Origin of the sequence: Paenibacillus glycanilyticus, assembly GCF_051200795.1 — a bacterium.
GTDB lineage: Bacteria > Bacillota > Bacilli > Paenibacillales > Paenibacillaceae > Pristimantibacillus > Pristimantibacillus glycanilyticus.
Genome location: NZ_CP195155.1, coordinates 500766 through 522133 on the forward strand (window position 1 = coordinate 500766; position 21368 = coordinate 522133).

The following is a 21368-nucleotide window of genomic DNA, read 5'->3' on the forward strand; positions in this document are numbered from 1 at the left end:
AGAGTTTATAGGACTTTTTACTCAAATTTACATTACCTTAGTCTTGTTTTTCGTAGGATGAGAGGTAGATTTCCATTTCCTTCATGAATCTGATACAATAACTGACCAGAGATAGATAAAGGGTGGAACGGATTGTGTCGAAGGAGTGTTGAAGAAAAATGTTAAAAAAGGATAGAAAAAATTCTATAATATGGTTTTTTGTCGTATTTTGTTGGATATTTTTCATTTTTACCTTATCGTCTGAATCGTATAACCAGCAGTCCATCAAGCCGACGTTAAATAAATGGGTCACCAAGGAAGAACTAGCTCAGAAGCTTCCGGATACCTCCATTACGTATCATGGCGGCACGGTCGTGGCCAAAGAAGACCCATACGGCTTCGTGGAGTTCTTCTTCCGCAAAGGGGCGCACTTGTTCATGTACGCCGTGTTATGCGTATCGCTGTACATGTTCATCCGCAATCTGATGGCACGCAGGCAGATGGTGCTGCCGGTTATTATGGCGCTGATCCTGACGGGCGGGATAGCGGCGCTCGATGAGACGAATCAGCTGAGCAAGGTCGGACGCACGGGGAATCCGACGGATGTGATTGTGGATTTGACGGGCGGCTGCATTGGCCTGATCATCTGTATTTCAATTCATTATTGGTTTGAACGAAGACGCCGGAGGCAGGAATACCGGTTCGTCCGGAAGTTCTAGAGCAGGCAGCAATAGCGGCAGCCTTTCGCTGATGTGGCGGAAGGCTGTTGTTTTTGCTTATTATGGATATGCTGTGAGTAAGATCAACTAGAGAGGTGTGTCGAGGAGTAGTGGACGGTGCTAATAACTTAACGCTTCATACGGATAAATATCAGATTAATATGATGTACGCCCATTGGATAAACGGCACGGACGGGGAAGGCGCCGTATTCGAGGCTTTCTTCCGCAAGCTGCCATTCGGCAACGGTTATGCGGTATTCGCTGGCCTCGAGAGAATCGTGGAATTCATCCGGCATCTGAAGTTTGGGGAAGAGGAGCTCGCTTACCTGGCGAAGCAGGAGGAGAATTATGATCTGGGCTTCCTGGAGGTGCTCCGGCAGTTCCGCTTCAAGGGAACGGTGCATGCGGTGGAAGAAGGCTCGCTGGTGTTCCCGAATGAACCGATCGTACGGGTAGAAGGCACGATCTTCGAGACGCAGCTGGTGGAGACGGCGCTGCTGAACTTCATGAACTACCAGACGCTGATCGCGACGAAAGCTTCGCGGATCAAGCAGGTCGCTTCGGGAGATATTCTGCTGGAGTTCGGGACGCGCCGGGCGCAGGAGGCGGATGCGGCGGTATGGGGAGCGCGCGCGGCTTATATTGCCGGCTTCCATGCTACCTCTAATATGCATGCCGGCATGATGTTCGGCATCCCGACAAAGGGAACGCATGCTCACTCCTGGGTGCAGGGGCATGAATCCGAGGAGGAAGCTTTCCTGGCCTATGCGAAGGCTTTGCCGGACGGCGTTACGCTGCTCGTGGATACGTACGACACGCTCAGAAGCGGAGTACCCAATGCGATTAAGACAGCCCGCTATCTGGAGAGCATCGGCAGGCGGCTTGGCGGCATCCGGCTCGACAGCGGCGACTTGGCGTATCTGTCCAAGGAAGCACGAAAGATGCTGGATGCGGCAGGGCTGCAGGATGCAAAGATCGTGGCATCGAACGATCTCGACGAGACGTTGATCTTCAACTTGAAGGCGCAAGGCGCCAGGATTGATACATGGGGCGTTGGCACGCAGCTGATTACGGCGGCCGATCAGCCGTCGCTTGGCGGCGTGTACAAGCTGACCGCGCGCAAGTGCGACGGACAATACATACCGGTCATCAAGATCTCGGGCAATCCCGAGAAGGTGTCGGCTCCGGGCAAAAAAGACGTGTACCGGATCATGAACAGGTCCACGGGACTTGCCGAAGCGGATTATATGACGCTGCATGAGGAGACGGATATTCTGAACGGCGAGCGGATCAAGCTGTTTGATCCGGTTCATCCGTATATCCATCGGTTCATTAGTGATTACGAAGCGGTGCCGCTGCTGAAGCCGATCGTGGTGGATGGGGAGATCGTGTACAAGCTTCCGCTTCTGGAAGAGATCCGCAGCTACCACGAGCATCAGCTCAGCCTCTTCCGGCCGGAGATTCTCCGCAAGCTGAACCCGGATCTGTATCCGGTTCATCTAAGCGAGCAGGCTTGGCAGCTGAAGACGGATCTGATCAAGGCGCATCAGCAGTAGCGGCCCGGGTTCCCGTACCGCCGCGGCTGCTGATGCAGCCATGCGCTTCAGCCATGCGAGAAGCGCTGGCGGTATTTGCGCGGCGAGATGCCCTCGTACTTGGCGAAGCAGGAGGTGAAGTAGGCGGCGGAGTTGAAGCCGACCTCTTCGGCCACCCTTGCGATCGTATAGTTCGTCTGCAGCAGCAGCAGCTTCGACTGCTGAATGCGGAAGCGCAGCAGGAAGTCGAACGGCGAGCAGCCGAATTCTTTTTGCATGCATCTGGCGATGTAGACAGGATGGAAGTTGATGCTCTCGCCAAGCTGCTGCGCCTTAATATCCTCGCGGTAATGCTTCCTTAAATACGAAGCGGCGAGCTCCGCGCATTGCGACGTTGGCGTTGTGCCTTGCGTCTCGATGGAGGCGGACAGCTGCTCGAAAATTTCCTGGAACAGCACCTGCTGCTTCCAGCTGACGCTGCCCAGATGGTTGCCGTGACCGAGCTCCATCAGCTGCTGGATCTGCTCGACGATCTTAGCGGGCTGAAGCAGCCTGGTGTATTGCGGCACCTGCTTGATGAAGGTTTGCGTAGTGAAAATTTGGGGATTTAAGCCATGCGGCTCCCTGCCTTGAATAATCCGCGGTGCATATTCCTCCGAAGCCGCCCACCGTCCCGTTGTCTGGAAGTGAAGCCAGTAATAGGCGGAGGGCTCTTCGCATGCTTTTGTCGCGTAATGATGATTGTCCGGCCCCAGAATTAAAGCCTCCCCAGCTCGTACCTCAAACGTGGAATCGCCCTCCCCCATAAAGAGACAGCCCTCCGTAACGACAAGCAAATCGAACACGCCAATCCGGTATCTGCTGGGATGCTTGAACCCGGCGGGGCTCTTCGTATAGCCCGATGCAATGTAGTGCGGAAGCGGCGGAACGGTAAAATGAAACAGGGTCATGTCGGCACCTTTTTGTACCCCTAACGGAGGTTTGAATTTTGAAAGTTTCGGTTGTAAAACTGATACATTACCCGAAGTATAGCATCTATAATATGAAATTGCATGACTAATATAGTGGCGTATTGGAGTTGCCGTTTACTTAAACATCGGCTACAGCATGTGTACGCTCGGGAGGATTATAAAATGCAAAAGCGTGAACATCACAAGTTTTCGCTATGGATGCTTGCATGGCCGATATTTATTGAGTTATTCCTGCAATTTCTGTTAGGGGCAGCCGATACGCTGCAGGTGAGCAAAATCTCGGATAATGCGGTTGCCGTCGTCGGCTTCTCGACGCAGCTGTTCAGCGCCTTGATGACGCTGTTCATGACGGTAGCGAGCGGGGCGGGTATTCTGATCGCGCAGCGGATTGGGATGAGGAAGAACGAAGATGCCCGTACGATTGCGATTATGGCCGTCAAAGTCAGCGCGATTATTGGGCTTGGAATCAGCGTGCTGCTGTATTTGTTCCCGGGGCCGATCGCTTCCGCGCTTCATCTGCCGGATGAGTTATTGCCGCTTGCGAAAACGTATATTTCAATTGTAGGCGGCGGGATGGTGCTTGTGGCCATTATGGCGGCGCTGAGCAATGCGATCCGTAATACGGGCAATACGAAAGGCCCGATGTATACAGCCATTGGCATGAATATCGTGCATGTCGGGATGAACTACGCTTTTATTTTCGGCAAATTCGGATTTCCGCAGTGGGGACTCAAAGGGGTTGCGATCTCGACGGACATCAGCCGCCTGCTTGCGGTTATTGTGCTCCTGATCATGTTCCTTGGCGCCTTCGAACGCCAGATTTCGCTTCGCGACTTCAAGCTGTTCGACAGCAAGCTGTTCAAGGAAATTCTGAAGATTGGCTGGCCGCTTGGCATTAACATGTCCTGCTGGGTCTTCTCCCAGCTTCTTATCTATACGTATATCGCGCAGCTTGGGTCGGTGGAGCTGTCGGCGCGTACGTATATGAATACATTGGAATCGTTCTGCTTCATGCTTGGTTATTCGCTTGCGCTTGCGCTTCAGATCCAGATCGCGCATCTGTTCGGAGCGGGGAAGGTGCAGGAGGCTTACAAAAACTCCTACCGTGCGCTGTGGATCGGGCTTGCGATCGTAACGGTGAACGCGCTGGTGCTGTATTTGATCGGCGGTACCATTCTCAAGATCTTCACGAACGATCCGGAGATTATCGCGATGGGCGTCTCCCTGCTTGGGATGAACCTGCTGCTGCAGCCGGGCAAAATGCTCAACATGGGCATCGGCAACGCGCTGAACGCGGTTGGCGACACCCGTTACGTGATGTGGACCTCGATTACTTCGATGACCTTGATCGCGACTATCCTTTCTTATATATTTGGGATAACGCTGGGATGGGGACTTGTGGGTATTTATGCGTGCATGATTATGGACGAATACATCCGCGGCATATGGGTGCTTAGACGGTGGAGACAGAAGAAGTTCATGACGACGGGCCAGGAGAAGCCGGCAGCCGTCTCGCCTAACGGAGCGGGAGGCTCGGGCGCAACGTTAGAGGCCTAACAGACAGTAGACGGGGGTTATACGATTTATGTTAATTATGAATGAGAAAATAAAAGCAGCCGAGGTACGCCTCACCGGTCTCGACGGTGAATCGCTTGGCATTGTGTCGCGCGATGAAGCGCTTCAGATGGCGAAGCAGTTGAAGGTGGATCTCGTCTGCGAATCGCTGATGAGCAGTCCGCCTCCGTGTAAGCTGATTGTGCGCGGCGGCGCCAAGCAGCAGGCGAGCCAGCAGAAGCGGGCGGAGAAGGTGAAGAGCGAGCCTGCGAAGGTGAAGGAGCTGCGGCTTAGCGTGGATATCGAGCAGCATGATTACGACACGAAGCTGCGGCAGGCGGTGAAAATGCTGGAATCCGGCAACGCGGTTCAGCTGGTCATCCGCATTCAAGGCAAAGAGGGAGCTAGAGCGAAGGAGCTTCTGGAGCAGCTGCTAGCTGATCTGAAGCCGTATGGAACGAAGCAGTCCGGCATTCAGCTGAGCGGCAAGCAAGCGGCGGTTCAAGTGAACCCGAATTAATTGACAGTCATGCCCATCCCATATATGATAATGATTATCAACTAGTGAAACGGCTGCTTCGTCAATAAGAGGAGCAGCCTATGTTTTCGCGGTGAAATATAAGTCTGGTAGATGATAAATCTTGCTAGCTTATATTTTTTCGAAAAAGGAGATCCGGATGCTTAAGAAGTTTTTTGCTTATTACAAGCCTTATCGTAAGTTGTTCCTGCTCGACTTCTGCTGTGCGGTCGTTCTGGCTGTTCTGGAACTATGCTTCCCGCTGGCGGTCAGCCATGTCATTGATACGCTTCTTCCGGAAGGGAATCTGAAGTTAATTATTGGCGCCTGCGCGATTCTGCTCGCCGTCTATGTGCTGAATACATTCCTGTCCTTTGTCGTGACGTATTGGGGACATATGCTGGGCATCAATATCGAGACGGATATGCGCAAGAGGCTGTTCGATCATGTGCAGAAGCTTAGCTTCCGTTTCTTCGATAATACGAAGACCGGCCATCTGATCTCGCGTATGACGAATGATCTGTTCGAGATCGGCGAAGTGGCGCATCATGGTCCGGAGGATATGTTTATTGCCGTTATGACTCTGATTGGCGCGTTCGGCATTATGGCGTACATTAACCTGCCGCTGACGATCATGACGTTTATCGTTGTGCCGATTATTCTGGTGCTTGTTCTGTACTTCAATGGTAAGATGACGAAGGCTTCCCACCGTCTCTTCGGGGATATGGCCGACTTTAACGCCCGCGTCGAAGATACCGTTGGCGGTATCCGCGTCGTGCAGGCTTTCTCGAACGAGAAGCATGAGAGCAAGCTGTTCGCAGGCAACAATAGCCGGTTCCGTCAAGCGAAGCTGATCTCTTACAAAATCATCGGTCTCAACTCGTCCATTACTTATTTCCTGATGAGACTGGTCACGCTGTTTGTCTTGCTTGCCGGTACTTGGTTCGTTATTAACGACAATCTTCATTACGGGGAATTCGTTGCTTTTGTCCTGATGACGAATATTTTCTTCAAGCCGATCGAGAAGATTAATGCCGTTATCGAAAGCTATCCGCGCGGGATCGCGGGCTTCCGCCGTTACGTGGAGCTGCTCGAGACCGAGCCGGATGTAGCGGACGCTCCCGATGCGAAGTCGGTTGACCGTCTGCATGGCGATATCGAATACCGGAACGTGACGTTTGGTTACGAAGGCGAAGCGAAGGTGCTGAAGGATATCAGCCTGTCGATCCGCGCAGGCGAGACCATCGCGTTCGTTGGTCCGTCCGGCGCCGGCAAAACAACGCTCTGCAGTCTGCTGCCGCGCTTCTATGAAGTGGATGGAGGCAGCATCTCGGTGGATGGTCACGACATTCGCGATCTGAAGCTGGAATCGCTTCGCAAGCAGATTGGCATCGTGCAGCAGGATGTGTTCCTGTTCGCCGGTACGATCCGCGACAACATCTCGTACGGCAAGCTTGGCGCATCCGACGCGGATATTATGGAAGCGGCGCGCCGCGCGAGATTGGAAGAGTTTATTCGGTCACAGCCTGACGGACTCGACACGGTTGTCGGGGAGCGGGGCGTGAAGCTGTCCGGCGGCCAGAAGCAGCGGATGGCGATTGCCCGCATGTTCCTGAAGAACCCGCCGATCCTGATCCTGGACGAAGCGACTTCGGCGCTTGATACCGAGACCGAACAAGCGATCCAGCAGTCGCTGGCCGAGCTGTCCGAGGGCCGGACAACGCTGGTCATTGCGCATCGTCTGGCGACGATTAAGAACGCGGACCGCATCGTGGTGGTGACCGAGAACGGCATCACCGAGGAAGGCCGTCACGAGGAGCTAGTGGCAACGGGAGGCATTTACAGCCGCTTGCATCAGGCGCAATTTGGGGCTTTGTGAGGTTAACGCTAATAGAGAGTTTAATAGAGTCTGCCCCCGCAGCAGCTGGAACGGTTCGCCGTTCTTTCTGCCTTCTGCCGAAGGGGCAGACTTTTTTTGTTGCCGGATGTGGTGCGGTTGGGAGAAAGAGGCCTTGCATCCACAAGTAGCGCATTGACGATCGGGGCATTGCATAGTACATTGGACTGAACCTAACAAAAAGATAGTGCGAGAGATAGAGAGGAGAGGGCTATATTGTCGGCAACTACTGTAAAAGAAATATCCCCGCTGGTAGCGGCGCTTGAACTGAAGCCTCATGTGGAGGGCGGCTGGTACAAGGAGATTTGGAAGGCTAATTTTGAAATTCCGCAGGCGGTATTGGGCGAGCCGTATTCCGGACCGCGCTTTGCGGCATCTTCGATTTATTTCCTGCTTCATCCGGAGGAGTTCTCGGATTGGCATACGGTCCATTCGGATGAGCTGTGGCTGTGGCATTCCGGCAGTCCGCTTGTGCTGACGCTGGGCGGTACGGGCGAGAACCCCGAAGTGCGCAAAGAGATTATCGTTGGAGGCGACGTTGCGAATGGCCAGCATCCGCAGGCGCTTGTTCCTGCAGCAGAATGGCAGATGGCGCGTCCGCTTGGCGATGAGCCGGTTCTGGTGTCTTGCATCGTAGCACCGGGTTTCCATTACGATGACTTCAAGCTGATCGAACGTAAATTTTAATGAAACCGGCAGAAAAGCTCTGGACGAAAAATTTCATTCTGCTGGCGTTGTCTAACTTATTCTTGTTCTTTGGTCTTGAGATGCTGCTTCCCACCCTTCCGCTCTTCGCGGATGAGAAGGGGGGCAGCGGCTCGCAGATCGGCATGATGCTGGGTATCTTCACGTTCTCGGCCGTTGTGTCGCGACTGCTCATTGGCATCGGGCTGAAGCATTTCGGCAAGCGCAAATTGCTCTTGATCGGTGTAACGATCTGCCTTATCGGGATGGCATGTTATTATGCGGCCAACTCGATCTCGGCGTTGCTTGCGCTTCGCGTTGTTCATGGCTTTGGCTTCGGGATTGCTACGGCGCTGTACGGCACGCTGGTATCCGATGCGATTCCCGCCGAGCGACGGGGAGAGGGGATGGGCTATTTTGCAATGGGCAATGCCGTTTCCTTCTCGATCGGACCCATGCTTGGCTTATGGCTTCTCGATCAATACGATTATGCCGGCTTGTTCGGAGCCGGAGTGGTGTTCCTCGCGATTACATTGGTGCTGACCTTGCTGGTTCGGCAAAAAGGTGCCCAATCCGTCGAGATTGCCGCGGCTGAAGCAGCTGCTGCAGCGGAGCTTCATGCGGCAGGGGCTAAGCTTTCGCCATGGGCTGAGATTATCGAGCCGAAGGTGCTTGTGCCTTCGATGCTTGGTTCGCTGGTAGGCTTTGCTTTCGGCGGCATGCTCAGCTTCGTAACGCTGTTCACCAAGGATATCGGCATAACGCAGACTGGCTACTTCTTCCTGGTTGTAGCGATCAGCGAGGTGCTGATCCGGTTCATCAGCGGTCCCTTATTCGACCGGAAAGGGCCGTTCTGGGTATTGTTCCCCACGGCGATCCTTTGTATGATTGGCTGCGTCCTGCTCTATTACACCGATTCGATGGCGATGCTGCTGCTCGCCGGCGTATTCTACGGCGCGGGCTTTGGCGCGATGTTCCCGGCCTTGCAGGCATGGGTCATCAACCTGGTGCAGCCGGAGCGCCGCGGCGTTGCAACCGCGACGTATTACAACTTCTTCGATATCGGGATCGGGCTAGGCTCGATTCTGCTCGGCGTAGTCGTAACCGCGACAAGCTACACGACGATGTTCCTGCTGTCGGGTATCCTGTATGTGATTTATCTAGCTGTGTATTTCATTTACCTGAGCCGCCAGCGCGCGCGGGCTCAAGGGTAACTTGGATTTGGAAAAGAGCGGTGCCTGGGGCACCGCTCTTTTTGTTAGTAGTCTCAGTGGGCTGACGTTGCACGAAGTGCAGCGTATAGGTGGGAATAGGGGCTGTTCGGGAGATATGCTGCAAGGAATGCAGTATATTGTGCGAAATTAGCCTGTATCGACTGTTTTTGAGCGAATATGCTGCATTCTATGCAGGATAAGACGAGTTACTTGGCTCAAATGCTCCATTATGCTGCAATTCGTGCAACGTAGGCGGACGGTGGTACTCTTAAAGCTAGCTAGTTTAGGGATTTATGTTGTACGGAAGTGCAGCATAATGGACGAGAATGGAATTTCGTGCAGCGTAGGCGGAGCGTTTATCTTTCAGATACAAGACAAGGGCTGTTCCCAGAGGAACAGCCCTTGTTGCTCTGCCGCTTAAGCAGCAGGCAGCTTAATTTTTTGCCCCGGATAGATAAGGTTCGGGTTCTTGATATGGTTCAGGTCGCGAAGCTTCTGCCAGGTGGTGTTATTCTTTTTGGCGATCGCCCATAGCGTATCGCCTTGCTTCACTACATAGACGGCTGGCTTTGCCGGCTCCGGTTTAGGTTCCGGCTTCGGCTCTGGCTTCGGTTCTGGTTTAGGTTCTGGTTTAGGCTCCGGTTTTGGCTGTGCAACAACAGGAGTTGCGCCCACCGTAATGCGGCCTTCCACCTTCGGATTCGCGGTGCCCAGCTTGGCGATGTAAGCGATCAACGCTTCATCCAGCGAACCGTACATGCCGGCTTGCGGATACGGGCTGAACATCGTGTATTCATCGCCGCCGGCAGCCATGAAGTCGTTTGTTGCCAGCAGGTAATCGGCTTTCTCGTTTAAGGGCTTGCCCTTAAATGTCACGGAATGGACGCGTTGGCCTTTTGGCTTGGCTACGTCAATCTTGAAGGTAATACCCGATACTTGAGGGAAGCCGCCTTTCGAATTCGGGTAGTCGGATACGCCGGTCTCGAGAGCCGATTTGATATCGGCGCCTTTGACCTTCAGCGATACGATCTGATTGCCGAACGGCAGGACGGTGATGATCTCGCCTTTTGTAATGGTGCCTTCGTCAATAGAGGCGCGGATACCGCCGCCGTTGGTGATGGCAACATCGGCTCCGGCCGCATCGCGAATCGCGTCGGCGACCAGGTTGCCGAGGTTCGTCTCGCCGGTGCGGACCTGCTCGCGTTCGCCGTCCAGCTTCACGCTGGCCGTGCCCACTTCTTCAGCGAGAATGGTCTCCTGGCTCTTCTGAATAGAGGCGACCATATCCGCAATCTCGGCGTTAGGCGTGATGCTCGCCGCCGTATCTTTGTTCTCGAGCTTCGCTTCCTTCTTCACGACTTTGCCGCCGTCTACCCACAGATCCACGACGCCCAAATACTTCGTATATTCGCCGGCGCTTGCGATCAGCGTGTCATGGCCGGCCGTAAGGCCATGCTCCAGTACGGTGTGGCTATGCCCATCGATAAAAACGTCGATGCCGTCTACCGCTTTGACGATCTTCAGGCTTGTATCGACGCTGGAGGCATCCTGGCCGATGTGTCCCACTGCAACGATGACGTCGGTCTTGTCTTTGAGCTCGTCCACAATAGCTTGAGCTTCTTTGGTTGGATCGGAGAAGGTTAAGCCTTCTACGTTTTTGGGATGCGTCTTATAAGCGGTCTCCGGCGTTGTCAGGCCAAAGATCCCCACCTTCACGCCATCCACTTCCTTAATAATATAAGGCTTGAATAAGGACGTATTGTCTTTAGCAACCTTAACGTTTGCGCTGAGAACCGGGAACTTCATCATCTGTTCAAGCTCAAGCAGCCGCTTGTAGCCATAGTTGAAGTCATGATTGCCCGGAACAAACGCGTCATACCCCATCTTGTTCATCACCTGTACGACACTCTCACCGTTCACCAGCGTGGCGAAGGTAGTTCCGTGCGTAGCGTCGCCCGCATCAAGCAGCAGGCTATCCGGATTAGCTTTGCGGTAGCTGTCGATAATGCCGGCAAGCTTGGCAAAGCCCATTTCTCCCGAGGTTCCCTCCACGGCGCGCGCGTGCATGTCATTCGTGTGCAGAAGCGTGATGTGCTTGGCGGAAGCGGGTACTGCCGTTTCGTCTGCTGCTGCCACAACGCCGACAGACGCAGCAAAAAGCGATGCGGCAAGCAGCGTCCCCGCTGCCCACTTCATTTTTCTAAGCTTGATAAGCATCGTATCCCTCCACTGTTTATTTTTCTTTTATCGACAGTACGTATTCGGTATTTGGAAGGGATATCCTTCAAATTCTTGTAAATTATCTGAAAATTTAGCAAATTGAGTCGTAAGTCCTTTTTCCATTCGTCCATCTTTCCTAGCTTTCGACATCGTTATTTCACCTCCTGTGCACAATAGTTACACTAGTTCCTTGAACAAATGTCAAAACTTGGCGTTAAATATAGCCGGCTGTTGCTCTGGCTGGTAGGTGCACGTATAATAGTCCTGAAATATTGTCATATTAATTCGATCATATTCTCATAACTTAAAGGCAACTCTGCGAGAGGGGAAGACGGATGGAGGAGCTAAGTGATAAACGGGTGAAAATGCTTGAAGCGGCCCGTATGTATTACGAGCTTGACTACAATCAACAGGAGATAGCGAAAAAGCTGGGCGTATCGCGCCCGACGGTTTCGCGTTTTCTGCAGCAGGCGAAGGAAGACGGCATCGTGCAGATTCGCATTATGGACCCGGCCTCCGATAACCGGGAACGCGCCCGCATGCTCAAGGAACGCTTTGGCCTGAAGGAAGCGATTGTAGCTTCCGTACCGAAATACGAGGACGCCATGGTCAAGAAGGTCATTGGCGAGGCTGCGGCTAATTTTCTGAACGATACGGTACAAGATGGCGATACGATCGCCGTCACTTGGGGAACAACATTATATGAAGTGGCTACTCGTCTGCCGAACAAGCATACGAAGAAGGTAAAGGTCGTGCAGCTGAACGGCGGCGTAAGCCATTCCGAGACGAATACGTATGCGTATGAGATTGCGCAGCTGTTCGCGAAGGCGTATCAGACATCGCCATATCTGATTCCGCTGCCGGCGATTGTGGACCATGCGGTCGTGAAGCATGCGATTGAAGCGGACAGGCATATTCGCAAAATCCTCGATATGGGCAAGCAGGCCAATATCGCGGTTGTCACAGTAGGGGCACCGACGGAAGATTCGGTCCTGATCCGGGCGAATTATTTTTCCGACGAGGATCTGGGCATTATTTTATCGCGCGGCGTTGGCGATATTTGCTCCCGGATTATCGATATTAACGGGCAGCTGTGCAGCGAGGAGCTGGATCACCGTACAATCGGCATAGACTTAAACGAGCTGAAGAAGAAGGAATGGTCCGTTCTTGTTGCCGGAGGACCAAGCAAAGTGGAAGCGATATACGGCGCATTAAACGGCCAGTATACAAATACGCTAATAACCGACCAGGTTACGGCGCAGCACTTGCTGGAGTTCAAAGGATAATAGAGTAGATAAATATTGGAGGATGGGTATGAGTAATCAAAAAAATCTGTCGGCGGGGGAAGTAGCTGCTTACATTGATCATACTGCACTGAAAGCGGAAACGACGAAACAAGAGATCATCAAGCTTTGCGAAGAAGCGAAGCAGTATCATTTTGCAACGGTATGCGTGAATCCGGGTTATGTCGCGCTTGCGGCGCAAGAGCTTGCGGGCTCCGGTGTTGGCATCACGACGGTTGTAGGCTTCCCGCTTGGAGCGACTACGACCTTTGCGAAGGCTGAGGAAGCGAAGGACGCGATTGCGAATGGCGCGACGGAAGTCGATATGGTGATTAACGTTGGCCTGATCAAGTCCGGCGACTTCGAAGGCGTGAAGCGTGATGTGGAAGGCGTAGTCCTGGCGTGCAAAGGGAAGGCCGTTCTGAAAGTAATCCTGGAAACTGGCCTGCTTACCGACGAAGAGAAGGTACGCGCCTGCGAGATCTGCAAGGAAGCGGGAGCGGACTTCGTGAAGACGTCGACGGGTTTTGGCAAAGGCGGAGCTACGGCGGAGGATATCGCGCTGATGCGCCGTACGGTTGGTCCGGATCTAGGCGTAAAAGCTTCCGGCGGCGTTCGCGACCTAGAGACTGCGCTCAAAATGATTGAGGCAGGCGCAAGCCGAATCGGCGCAAGCTCGAGCGTAGCGATTGTGACTGGCGGACAAGGCGAAGGATACTAAAAAGCTTTATATTGGGAAGGGGCGGCCGCTTAGGGTCGTCCCTTCATTTGGGATTGACCCTTTGCGGAAGAGCAGGGTATCATGAAGATAGTCGAATGACCGGCTCGTTGAGCTGGTCTTTTTGTTTGTCGTTTCGTTTCGAGGATGAGGTGCCGGACCGGGGTGAACTGGTCGGACGTTATCATAGATTAGCTGAGGTGAACCATGAGTTTGAAGACTTCATGGCGGGAGCAGTGGACGAGTAACGCGAGAATGAACATATTAGCCGGCATTACGGCAACGCTGGCGCTTGTGCCGGATTCTCTTGCTTTCTCGTTTATGGCTGGAGTCCCGCCGGTCGTGGGCATTTATGCTTCGATTTGTATACTGCTTGTTATTACGTTTCTGGGCGGCAGACCGGGCATGATCTCGGCTGCGGCCGGCTCGATGGCCGTTCTTATGCTAACGCTGGTGAAAGAGCATGGCATCGAGTATTTGTTCGCGGCAACCGTGCTGACGGGCGTCATTCAGTTCCTGATGGGCGTGTTTAAGCTTGGCAAGCTGATGCGGTTTGTCCCTTCGGGGGTGCTGACGGGGTTCATTAACGCGCTGGCGATTATGATTTTCCTGTCGCAGCTGCGGTATTTCAAAGGCGAGTCCTGGGCCATGTACGCGCTTGTTGCCGTAACGCTTGGCATTATCTATCTTGTTCCTCACTTCTTTAAGGCGATTCCATCGCCTCTGATTGCGGTTGTGGTGCTGACGCTGGCCGTATGGGCGCTTGGCATGGGGGATGTTACGCGAATCGGCGATATCGCCGCGATTGACGCTTCGCTGCCATCGTTTTTGCTGCCGGATATACCGTTCAGTCTGGATACGCTCTGGATTATTCTCCCGTACTCCTTGTCGCTTGCGGTAGTTGGTTATACGGAGACGATGCTCACGCATAACCTGCTGGACGAGATGACCGGGGAGAAGACGGATAAGAACCGGGAGATGAAGGGGCAGGGCATTGCCAATATCGTTGCCGGGTTTTTCGGCGGGATGGCGGGATGCGCTTTGGTCGCGGAATCGGTGCTTAACGTGAAAATGGGCGGGAAAAACCGCTTGTCGACTCTCGTCGCGGCTTTATTCCTCCTGCTGCTCGTCGTGCTGCTTGGCGATCTGCTGGCGCTTGTGCCGATGGCTGCGCTGGTGGGCATTATGCTGATGGTATGCATCGCAATCTTCGACTGGAGCTCCGTGTTCCGCATGAACCGTCTGCCGCTCGGCGAGACTGTCGTTATGCTGGTGACGGTTGGCGCCGTGCTGCTCACGCATGACCTGGCGATCGGCGTAGTTGCCGGCGTGTTCGTAAGCTTTATCGGATTCGCGGTAAAAGCCTCCAAGGTGCATATTCAAGACGAATGGAATGGATCAACGCGGACGTACCGCGTGCACGGCCAGCTGTTCTTCGCCTCCGCCTCCGAGCTGGAGGAGCGGATCGAGCATGACTGCGAAGCGGAGGAGGTCCATATCGACCTCTCCGGCACAAAGGTATGGGATCACACGGCGAACCTCGCCGTCCGCAAGACGGTCGACCGCTTGCAGAAGAACGGCAAGCAAGTGACGGTTGTTGGCGTGTAAAATGGTTTGGTGGGCCGCCCTTTGGGGCGGCTTTTTTGTTGTGCTCGTCGTGGCCATGTTGTGCCCTCATTGTGCCCTCGAAGTGCCCTCGAAGTGCCCTCACGTGCCTTCCGCGTTGTGCCTTGTTCGCGCGTTCATCGTACCTTCATTGTGCTCGTTGAGTTCTCGTTATGCCCTCGTTGTGCCTTCCGCTTTGTCCCTTGCTCGCGCGTTCACCGTATCTTCGTTGTGCTCGTTGCATTCTCGTTACGCCCGCGTTGTGCCTTCCGCGTTGTGCCTTGCTCGCGCGTTCATCGTATCTTCGTTGTATCGTTGCGTTCTCGTTATGCCATCGTTGTGCCTTCTGTGTTGTGCCTTGCTCGAGCGTTCATCATATCTTTGTTGTGTCGTGTTGTTCGTTCGGTGGAACCTTCGTCGCACCTTCGTCATGCCTTCCTCTGCGTTCCTTACTCGCACGTTGGATTTTTTCCAGTAAAAACAGACCCAAAGTGTGGTTCCCGGCAGCTACGTTGGATTCTATCCACTAGAAGAGCTAGGAATGAGCCGATATTGCTTAGATAAGCCGATTTTACTGTAGCCAATCCAATGTAGCCCGAGCGATGGCCCGATAACATCCCATTTTGTTGGATGAAATCCAATATGACTCGTAAGCTAAGTTATGCTTCCGTTTCATTAATGGGGAGCAGGCGGTCGAGGGGCTGGTAATTTGGCAGCCATGCCAGAGGCACATGCTCTTGGGTCGGTGCATAAACGGACCTGAGCAGCCGGGTAATGGAGCGTGCTTGCTCTTCGATAAGAATTTCCTTGATCTCCGAAGGCTTGAGCGGGACCGCGTGATCCGTTCTGCGTCCAAAATCCGCGAGGGATACAAACATCGCCGGACTCTTTCGATAGTTGCAGCTCTTCGGAAAACGCGGCGAGCTGCCCGAGTCGTATTTGGACAACCGGACAGACTCCCTGTGCGCGAGGAGCAGCTCGCTTGCTTCGAATTCGAGCACGGCAAATGCTTCGTCTGGCTCTCGCCGCATGTATGTCGTCAGCATCTTGAGGCAATCCCTTTTGGTTGGCCAGAAGAAGATATGCTTGTCTATAAAGTTGCGGAACTCTTCCACCGAGCAGCCCGCCTCCATCATAGCCTCGGGTATGCGAAGATGCGAATTAACCGTAATCGAAGCTCCCTCGTACGATACCTCTTCTCTCAAGGTCCGGCGCTCGCCAGTTGATTCCGGCAGCAGATGCTGACTCGACCAGATCGAGTCGAAATGGGCGATCCCCCGCAAATTACTTGCCCGCGTAAAATGATAAGCCGACCTTCTGCCGCATGCTTTCGTGATAAGCGCGATCGTTTCCTCTATATCGTTCATGAGCGCCACCTTCTGTTTGAACCATTCTCACGTATTATGAGGCAGAAACGCTCCGGTGTATACCACTTGCCGAGGGGGGAGGCATTCCTATGAGGAGAAGGGGGACTTAACGATGCGGCGCATCGTTAAGTCCAGGGAAACGTCCGCAAACGGCGGAACTTAGGCGTGTCAGGCAAGATTGGCGATGTGCGACATCGTTAAGGTGGCAAAAAAGTAACCGTGTTAGTATCTTAACGATGCGGCACATCGTTAAGCAAGGAGAAGACGTCCGCAAACGGCGGAAAAGAAGCGCAACGGGTAAGCTTAACGATGCGCGACATCGTTAAGGTGGCAAAAAAGTAACCGTGTTAGTCCCTTAACGATGCGGCGCATCGTTAAGCAAGAAGAAAATGCCCGCAAATGGTGGGAACGAGGCGCAACGGGCAAGCTTAACGATGTGCGACATAGTTAAGGTGGCAAAAAAGTAACACAGCTAGTCCCTTAACGATGCGGCACATCGTTAAGCAAGAAGAAAATGCCCGCAACCGGCAGAAAAGAGGCGAAACAAGCAAGCTTAACGATGTGCGACATCGTTAAGGTGGCAAAAAAGTAACATAGCTAGTCCCTTAACGATGCGGCACATCGTTAAGCCCGGGAAAGCGCCCGTAAACCGCGCCGAGTGCCCGCCAAACATAAAAAGGCCTTCCCTGAGGGAAGGCCTTCCAAATGTTATCGTTCGCAGCTGATCGTCAGGTTGGCGTTTAACGCCTCGCCGGATTCGAGCATTACGAGCTCTTCCTGGCGGTTCAGTTCGCCGGTCATAGCCATCCATGGCTCGACGCAGACGAATGGCTTGTCCTGCACGGACCACACTTGGACGTATTTGAAAATATCGTCATACGTCATGCGCACGCGAGCGCCTCCGCTGACCGGGAACGCGATCTCGCGCTTCTTGGCGCCAAGCAGGGTAACGGATTCCACCATGCCGTCCAGATCAAGCTCGCCGGTGTAAGGCTTCTCAACCATGTCGTTGTAGTCGAGGTAGGTAGTCGCATCGGTCTCGTACGGAAGCTTTTTCGAATCGGCATTGAAGTAAGGGTGGAAGCCGGCGTAGAAAGGCATCGCTTCGCCTTCCGTCAGGTTGCGGTATTGCTGGCGGATATGAAGCTCGCCATTCACCAGCGCATATGTGAAGCTCACTTCGAAATCAAACGGGAAGCTTTGCTTGGTCTCTTCATTACTGCGAAGCACAATGGTAATCGAAGCCTCGCCATCGGTATTGGTGCCGGCTACTTCCCACACGGAGGTGCGGGCTACGCCATGGTTAGCCATCTCGTACGATTGGCCGTTCCAAGTATAGGTTTTGTTCTCGAGCTGTCCGCAGATCGGGAACAGGATCGGATTGCCGCCGCGGATGTTCGCAGTGGGATGCTCGAACGTTGCTTTGTCCAGGTAGAATACTTCAAGTCCGTTCAGCTGGCAGCCGATAACGATGCCGCCGCGCTCCGGACATACCCGAATGCGGGACGAAGTGCTCTCCTCGATTAGTTCGTAAATCTTAAACGTGTCGGTATAGCTGTTCACTTGAAACTGGCTCATATGGCCCTCCTATGGATCTGTTTTTCTAATCACATCATACCATAAATAAGCAAAAAGGCTGTCCTCAAGGGGACAGCCTTTCGATTTATTTCGCTGTGTTAGTCGAAGCGTTGCCAGCCGCCGCACTTGCTTCAGGGCTAGCTTCCGAGCTTGCCGCCGGGGACTCTTCAGCCGCAGCAGGATCAAGCGTATTCGTGATTTTTGCTTTAGCTTTCAGATCCGCCATCCAGTTGGAGGATAGCTCGCTTACTTTTTGCGTAACCAGCTGGTACTTGATGTCTTCTTTCTTCTCTTCCAGCGTAGGCGTTACAGCTGCTTTCTCATCGGTTTTCTTGATGATGTGGTAGCCGTAGCTTGTCTGAACAACGCCGCTCAGCTCGCCTTTTTTCAGCTTGAATGCCGCGTCTTCGAAAGCTGGCTCCATTGTGCCTTTCGCGAAGAAGTTCAGGTCGCCGCCGTTGTCTTTCGTGCCTGTATCCGTCGATTTCTCTTTTGCCAGAGTAGCGAAGTCAGCTCCGCCTTTCAGCTGCTTCAAGATATCTTCCGCTTCTTCCTTCGTAGCTACGAGGATATGCGAAGCGCGGATTTGCTCAGGCGTCGACATGGACGCTTTGTTCTGGTCGTAGTAAGCTTTAATGTCTTCGTCCGTTACTTTAACTTGCGGCTCAAGAATTTTGCGGATTTTCACTTGCACTTCCGCATCTTGACGCAGGCTGTCAACGGTCATGCCGTATTGCGCCAGCGTCTGGTTGAACTCGTCCTCGGAACCGAACTGTTTCTTCAGGGTTTCGATTTCTTTGTCTACGTCTGCTTCCGTAACCGTTACTTTTGCGTCTTCCGCTGCTTGGTCGATCAGCTCTTGCGTGATCATGTTGTCCAGCGTCGACTTGCCGCCTTGCTCCACGAGGGAATCATACAGCTTGTCCTTCGAAATTTTAACACCGTTAACCGTTGCAACCGCTTTGTCGCCTGCGCCAAACGGTGGTTTAATCAGAACGATAATAAGCACGATGGCGAGAATCGCGGAAACGGCGATCCAAGCTTTGCCGCCGCTGCGGCCGCCTGCTGCTTGAGCCGGAGTCTCGGAAGTAGGAGCTTGCTTGCGCTCTTCTTCTTCGACCTCTTCGTCTTTCTCGTCTTGAAGGGCATCTACGGCTTGATCGTCTTTGTTGTCATCCTCATAGACGTATTGTTGATTCTCTTGCTCCGCAGCCGTGTCGAGCTCCTCATTTTCTCTTTTGTGCTGCGAGTCTTTGTTTTCCATTGTTAATAAACTCCCTTCAACAAAAAGGCACTATTTTTACAATCTTCACCTACTATAACAAAACAATCGTCGAAAAACCTTAATTCTAAATAAAAATATGTTGCATTCCGTCGCTTTTCGTATAATGGTATATGTATACAAAAGCATTAGACTTTAGTCACATCAGACATGTCCGGAGAACTAGTCTCGGAAGGTGGGGGACGTTTGGTCACATTACACGGAGAGTATAACGGCGGGGTTATTCTTCTCTCATTCATCATCGCGTTATTCGTTTCGTACTCTGCCTTGAATCTGGTGTACAAAATCTCGCAGTCCAAAGGAAAGGTGCAGCTGGGCTGGATGCTCGCAGGCGCCTTTGTAATGGGCAGCGGGGTGTGGACCATGCATTTTATCGGGATGATGGCGTTTCATATCGGTATTCCCATTGCCTATAACGTACCCATTACCCTATTGTCGATTACCGCAAGCATCTGCGCTTCCTACGTCGCCTTCTATTTAACGCTGGCAAAAGAAATTAACCGCCTTAAGCTCCTAGGAGGCGGCTTTATCATGGGGGCGGGAATTGTCGCTATGCATTACACGGGAATGGCTTCCATGCATTCTCCCACAATGTCTATACAATATAACCCAATTATAGTCATATTATCCGCAGTGATCGCCATCTTGGCCTCCTGCGCGGCGCTGTATTTCTTTATTAATTTCCGGGATGGCAGCAAGGCGGCATGGTCCAAATGGGCGGCTGCTTCGCTAATGGGGCTGGCGGTCTGCGGGATGCATTACACCGGAATGGGAGCAGCGTCCTTCTGGTGCGGCGAAGCGATTTCCTCCTCGTTAACGGAAGATATCCCGATCAATCTGTTTCTTCTAATAAGCGTTACCTTGGTAACCCTCTTAATAATGCTCGTTACCTGGATCGCGATTTATCTGGACCGCACCGTGCTTGAACGCATGGCCTACAGCGATCCGTTGACCGGACTTGCGAACCGCCATGCGATGAACCGGTATTTCGATCAAAAGCTGGATAAAGCCCGTACGTACGGCTTGCTCTTCCTCGATCTCGATCAGTTCAAAATCATTAATGACACGCTGGGCCATGACGTCGGCGATCTTCTTGTGCAAGCTGTGGCCAAGCGGCTTCGTTCCCATGTGAGCGAAGGGGCTCAGACCTTCCGCCTAGGCGGCGACGAATTCCTGCTGTTGACAAGAGGGATGGAGCCTTATGAGGTGGAGCAGCTCGCCAATCGGATTTTGGAAGACATCCGCAAGCCTTATCTTCTAGAGGGCAATGAACTTTATATCACCGGCAGTATCGGAATCAGCTTGTCTCCGCAGCACGGGAATGAGAGATCCTCGCTCCTGATTGCGGCGGATACCGCGATGTACCAGGCGAAGCGCAGGGGCAAGAACCAATACTGCCTCTACGACGAGCAGATGGAGCGAGAGCTGCTGCGCCGGATGGAACTGGAGAAGGATCTCCGGCTCGCGTTGCCGAGAGAGCAGTTCGTTGTTCATTATCAGCCCAAGTGGGATGCGGCCGCTAACCGGGCAATCGGCGTAGAAGCGCTCTTGCGCTGGAATCATCCTTTTCTAGGCCGGATTCCTCCGGAGGAATTTATCCCGATCGCGGAGGAGACGGGACTTATCGTTCCGATGACCCGCTGGGTGCTGGGACAAGCCTGCCGGGACTGCTTCGAATGGAATGAAGGCAGAGCGGAACCGTTAAGCGTCTCGGTTAACATGTCCGTCAGCGTGTTCGACAGCAAAAATCTCGAGGATATGGTCATCTCTGCGCTTCTGCATTCCGGACTGGATGCGCATCTCCTGGAGCTGGAAATTACGGAGACCATTGTAATGCACAATGTCGAGGATGTTATCGAGCAATTGAAGACCATCCGGGAGATGGGCGTTCAAATATCGATGGATGACTTCGGGGCGGGTTATTCCGCGCTTGGCTCCATTGATCTGATTCCTTTCCAGACGTTAAAGATAGATAAGCTGTACATGCAGCAGAGCGATTCGCCTTCGAAGCGCGCCATTATCCAGACCATTATTATTCTGGCCAAGCAGCTTAATCTGGAGGTAATCGCCGAAGGGGTGGAAACGGAGCAGCAAATTGCGTTTCTGCAGTCCGCGGGCTGCAGCATGATGCAGGGTTATTATTTCAGCAAGCCGATGTCGCGCGCTGATCTTGATCTTTGGTTACAGCAGTCGATGGTTATTGATAGAAGTCAAACGTCGCAGAGCTTGATCGGATAACGTATGC

16 protein-coding genes are annotated in these 21368 nt (G+C 53.1%); 11 read left to right on the forward strand and 5 right to left on the reverse strand.

The annotated features are described in order from the left end of the window. The first annotated feature begins 158 nt into the window (after positions 1 to 158). Together ACR9FF_RS02385 and ACR9FF_RS02390 are read left to right on the forward strand one after the other, a co-directional pair. The gene (locus ACR9FF_RS02385) at positions 159 to 698 is read left to right on the forward strand and encodes a VanZ family protein (protein WP_435168702.1); all 540 of its coding nucleotides are present in this window, start codon (positions 159 to 161) and stop codon (positions 696 to 698) included. 110 nt (positions 699 to 808) lie between these two features. After that, positions 809 to 2254, forward strand: a complete 1446-nt coding sequence (locus ACR9FF_RS02390; protein WP_435168704.1) for a nicotinate phosphoribosyltransferase — start codon at positions 809 to 811, stop codon at positions 2252 to 2254. Positions 2255 to 2301: 47 nt separating this feature from the next. On the opposite strand, the gene ACR9FF_RS02395 is transcribed toward ACR9FF_RS02390, so the two are convergent. Then, positions 2302 to 3183, reverse strand: a complete 882-nt coding sequence (locus ACR9FF_RS02395) for an AraC family transcriptional regulator (protein WP_201009124.1) — start codon at positions 3181 to 3183, stop codon at positions 2302 to 2304. A 183-nt stretch (positions 3184 to 3366) separates the two neighbouring features. Here ACR9FF_RS02395 and ACR9FF_RS02400 point away from each other — a divergent pair, with 183 nt between their 5' ends. The 5 genes from ACR9FF_RS02400 (at position 3367) to ACR9FF_RS02420 (ending at position 9070) form a co-directional block, all read left to right on the forward strand. Continuing rightward, positions 3367 to 4761 (forward strand): MATE family efflux transporter, encoded by a 1395-nt coding sequence (locus tag ACR9FF_RS02400; RefSeq protein ID WP_127498072.1) that lies wholly within the window; start codon positions 3367 to 3369, stop codon positions 4759 to 4761. A 28-nt stretch (positions 4762 to 4789) separates the two neighbouring features. Next, complete coding sequence (infC, locus tag ACR9FF_RS02405) at positions 4790 to 5278, forward strand: translation initiation factor IF-3 (protein WP_317982039.1); 489 nt, start codon at positions 4790 to 4792, stop codon at positions 5276 to 5278. 157 nt (positions 5279 to 5435) lie between these two features. Then, complete coding sequence (locus tag ACR9FF_RS02410; RefSeq protein WP_435168707.1) at positions 5436 to 7154, forward strand: ABC transporter ATP-binding protein; 1719 nt, start codon at positions 5436 to 5438, stop codon at positions 7152 to 7154. A 234-nt stretch (positions 7155 to 7388) separates the two neighbouring features. Continuing rightward, positions 7389 to 7859 (forward strand): cupin domain-containing protein, encoded by a 471-nt coding sequence (locus ACR9FF_RS02415; RefSeq protein WP_435168709.1) that lies wholly within the window; start codon positions 7389 to 7391, stop codon positions 7857 to 7859. Then, the gene (locus tag ACR9FF_RS02420; RefSeq protein WP_435168711.1) at positions 7859 to 9070 is read left to right on the forward strand and encodes an MFS transporter; all 1212 of its coding nucleotides are present in this window, start codon (positions 7859 to 7861) and stop codon (positions 9068 to 9070) included. Before ACR9FF_RS02415 ends, ACR9FF_RS02420 begins: the two co-directional genes overlap by 1 nt. 417 nt (positions 9071 to 9487) lie before the next feature. Here ACR9FF_RS02420 and ACR9FF_RS02425 read toward each other — a convergent pair whose 3' ends face one another. Then, on the reverse strand, positions 9488 to 11287 hold the full coding sequence (locus ACR9FF_RS02425; RefSeq protein ID WP_435168713.1) for a 5'-nucleotidase C-terminal domain-containing protein: 1800 nt from the start codon (positions 11285 to 11287) through the stop codon (positions 9488 to 9490). A 338-nt stretch (positions 11288 to 11625) separates the two neighbouring features. On the opposite strand from ACR9FF_RS02425, the gene ACR9FF_RS02430 reads away from it, so the two are divergent. The 3 genes from ACR9FF_RS02430 (at position 11626) to ACR9FF_RS02440 (ending at position 14899) form a co-directional block, all read left to right on the forward strand. Further along, positions 11626 to 12576: a sugar-binding transcriptional regulator gene (locus ACR9FF_RS02430; protein ID WP_127498054.1), complete on the forward strand. Its 951-nt coding sequence runs from the start codon at positions 11626 to 11628 to the stop codon at positions 12574 to 12576. Positions 12577 to 12604: 28 nt separating this feature from the next. Then, positions 12605 to 13294: a deoxyribose-phosphate aldolase gene (deoC, locus tag ACR9FF_RS02435; protein ID WP_127498052.1), complete on the forward strand. Its 690-nt coding sequence runs from the start codon at positions 12605 to 12607 to the stop codon at positions 13292 to 13294. Positions 13295 to 13498: 204 nt separating this feature from the next. Then, positions 13499 to 14899: a SulP family inorganic anion transporter gene (locus ACR9FF_RS02440; protein WP_435168716.1), complete on the forward strand. Its 1401-nt coding sequence runs from the start codon at positions 13499 to 13501 to the stop codon at positions 14897 to 14899. 656 nt (positions 14900 to 15555) lie between these two features. On the opposite strand, the gene ACR9FF_RS02445 is transcribed toward ACR9FF_RS02440, so the two are convergent. The 3 genes from ACR9FF_RS02445 to ACR9FF_RS02455 form a co-directional block, all read right to left on the reverse strand. After that, a complete protein-coding gene (locus ACR9FF_RS02445) occupies positions 15556 to 16263 on the reverse strand; it encodes a DUF7002 family protein (protein WP_435168718.1) in 708 nt (235 codons plus the stop codon). Between the two features lie 708 nt (positions 16264 to 16971). Further along, positions 16972 to 17841, reverse strand: coding sequence for an aldose epimerase (locus ACR9FF_RS02450; protein ID WP_317982515.1), 870 nt, complete (start codon positions 17839 to 17841; stop codon positions 16972 to 16974). Positions 17842 to 17926: 85 nt separating this feature from the next. After that, the gene (locus ACR9FF_RS02455; RefSeq protein ID WP_435168720.1) at positions 17927 to 19105 is read right to left on the reverse strand and encodes a foldase protein PrsA; all 1179 of its coding nucleotides are present in this window, start codon (positions 19103 to 19105) and stop codon (positions 17927 to 17929) included. Positions 19106 to 19309: 204 nt separating this feature from the next. Between ACR9FF_RS02455 and ACR9FF_RS02460 the strand changes: the two genes are divergently transcribed. Next, a complete protein-coding gene (locus tag ACR9FF_RS02460) occupies positions 19310 to 21361 on the forward strand; it encodes a bifunctional diguanylate cyclase/phosphodiesterase (RefSeq protein WP_127499125.1) in 2052 nt (683 codons plus the stop codon). Positions 21362 to 21368 lie beyond the last annotated feature (7 nt).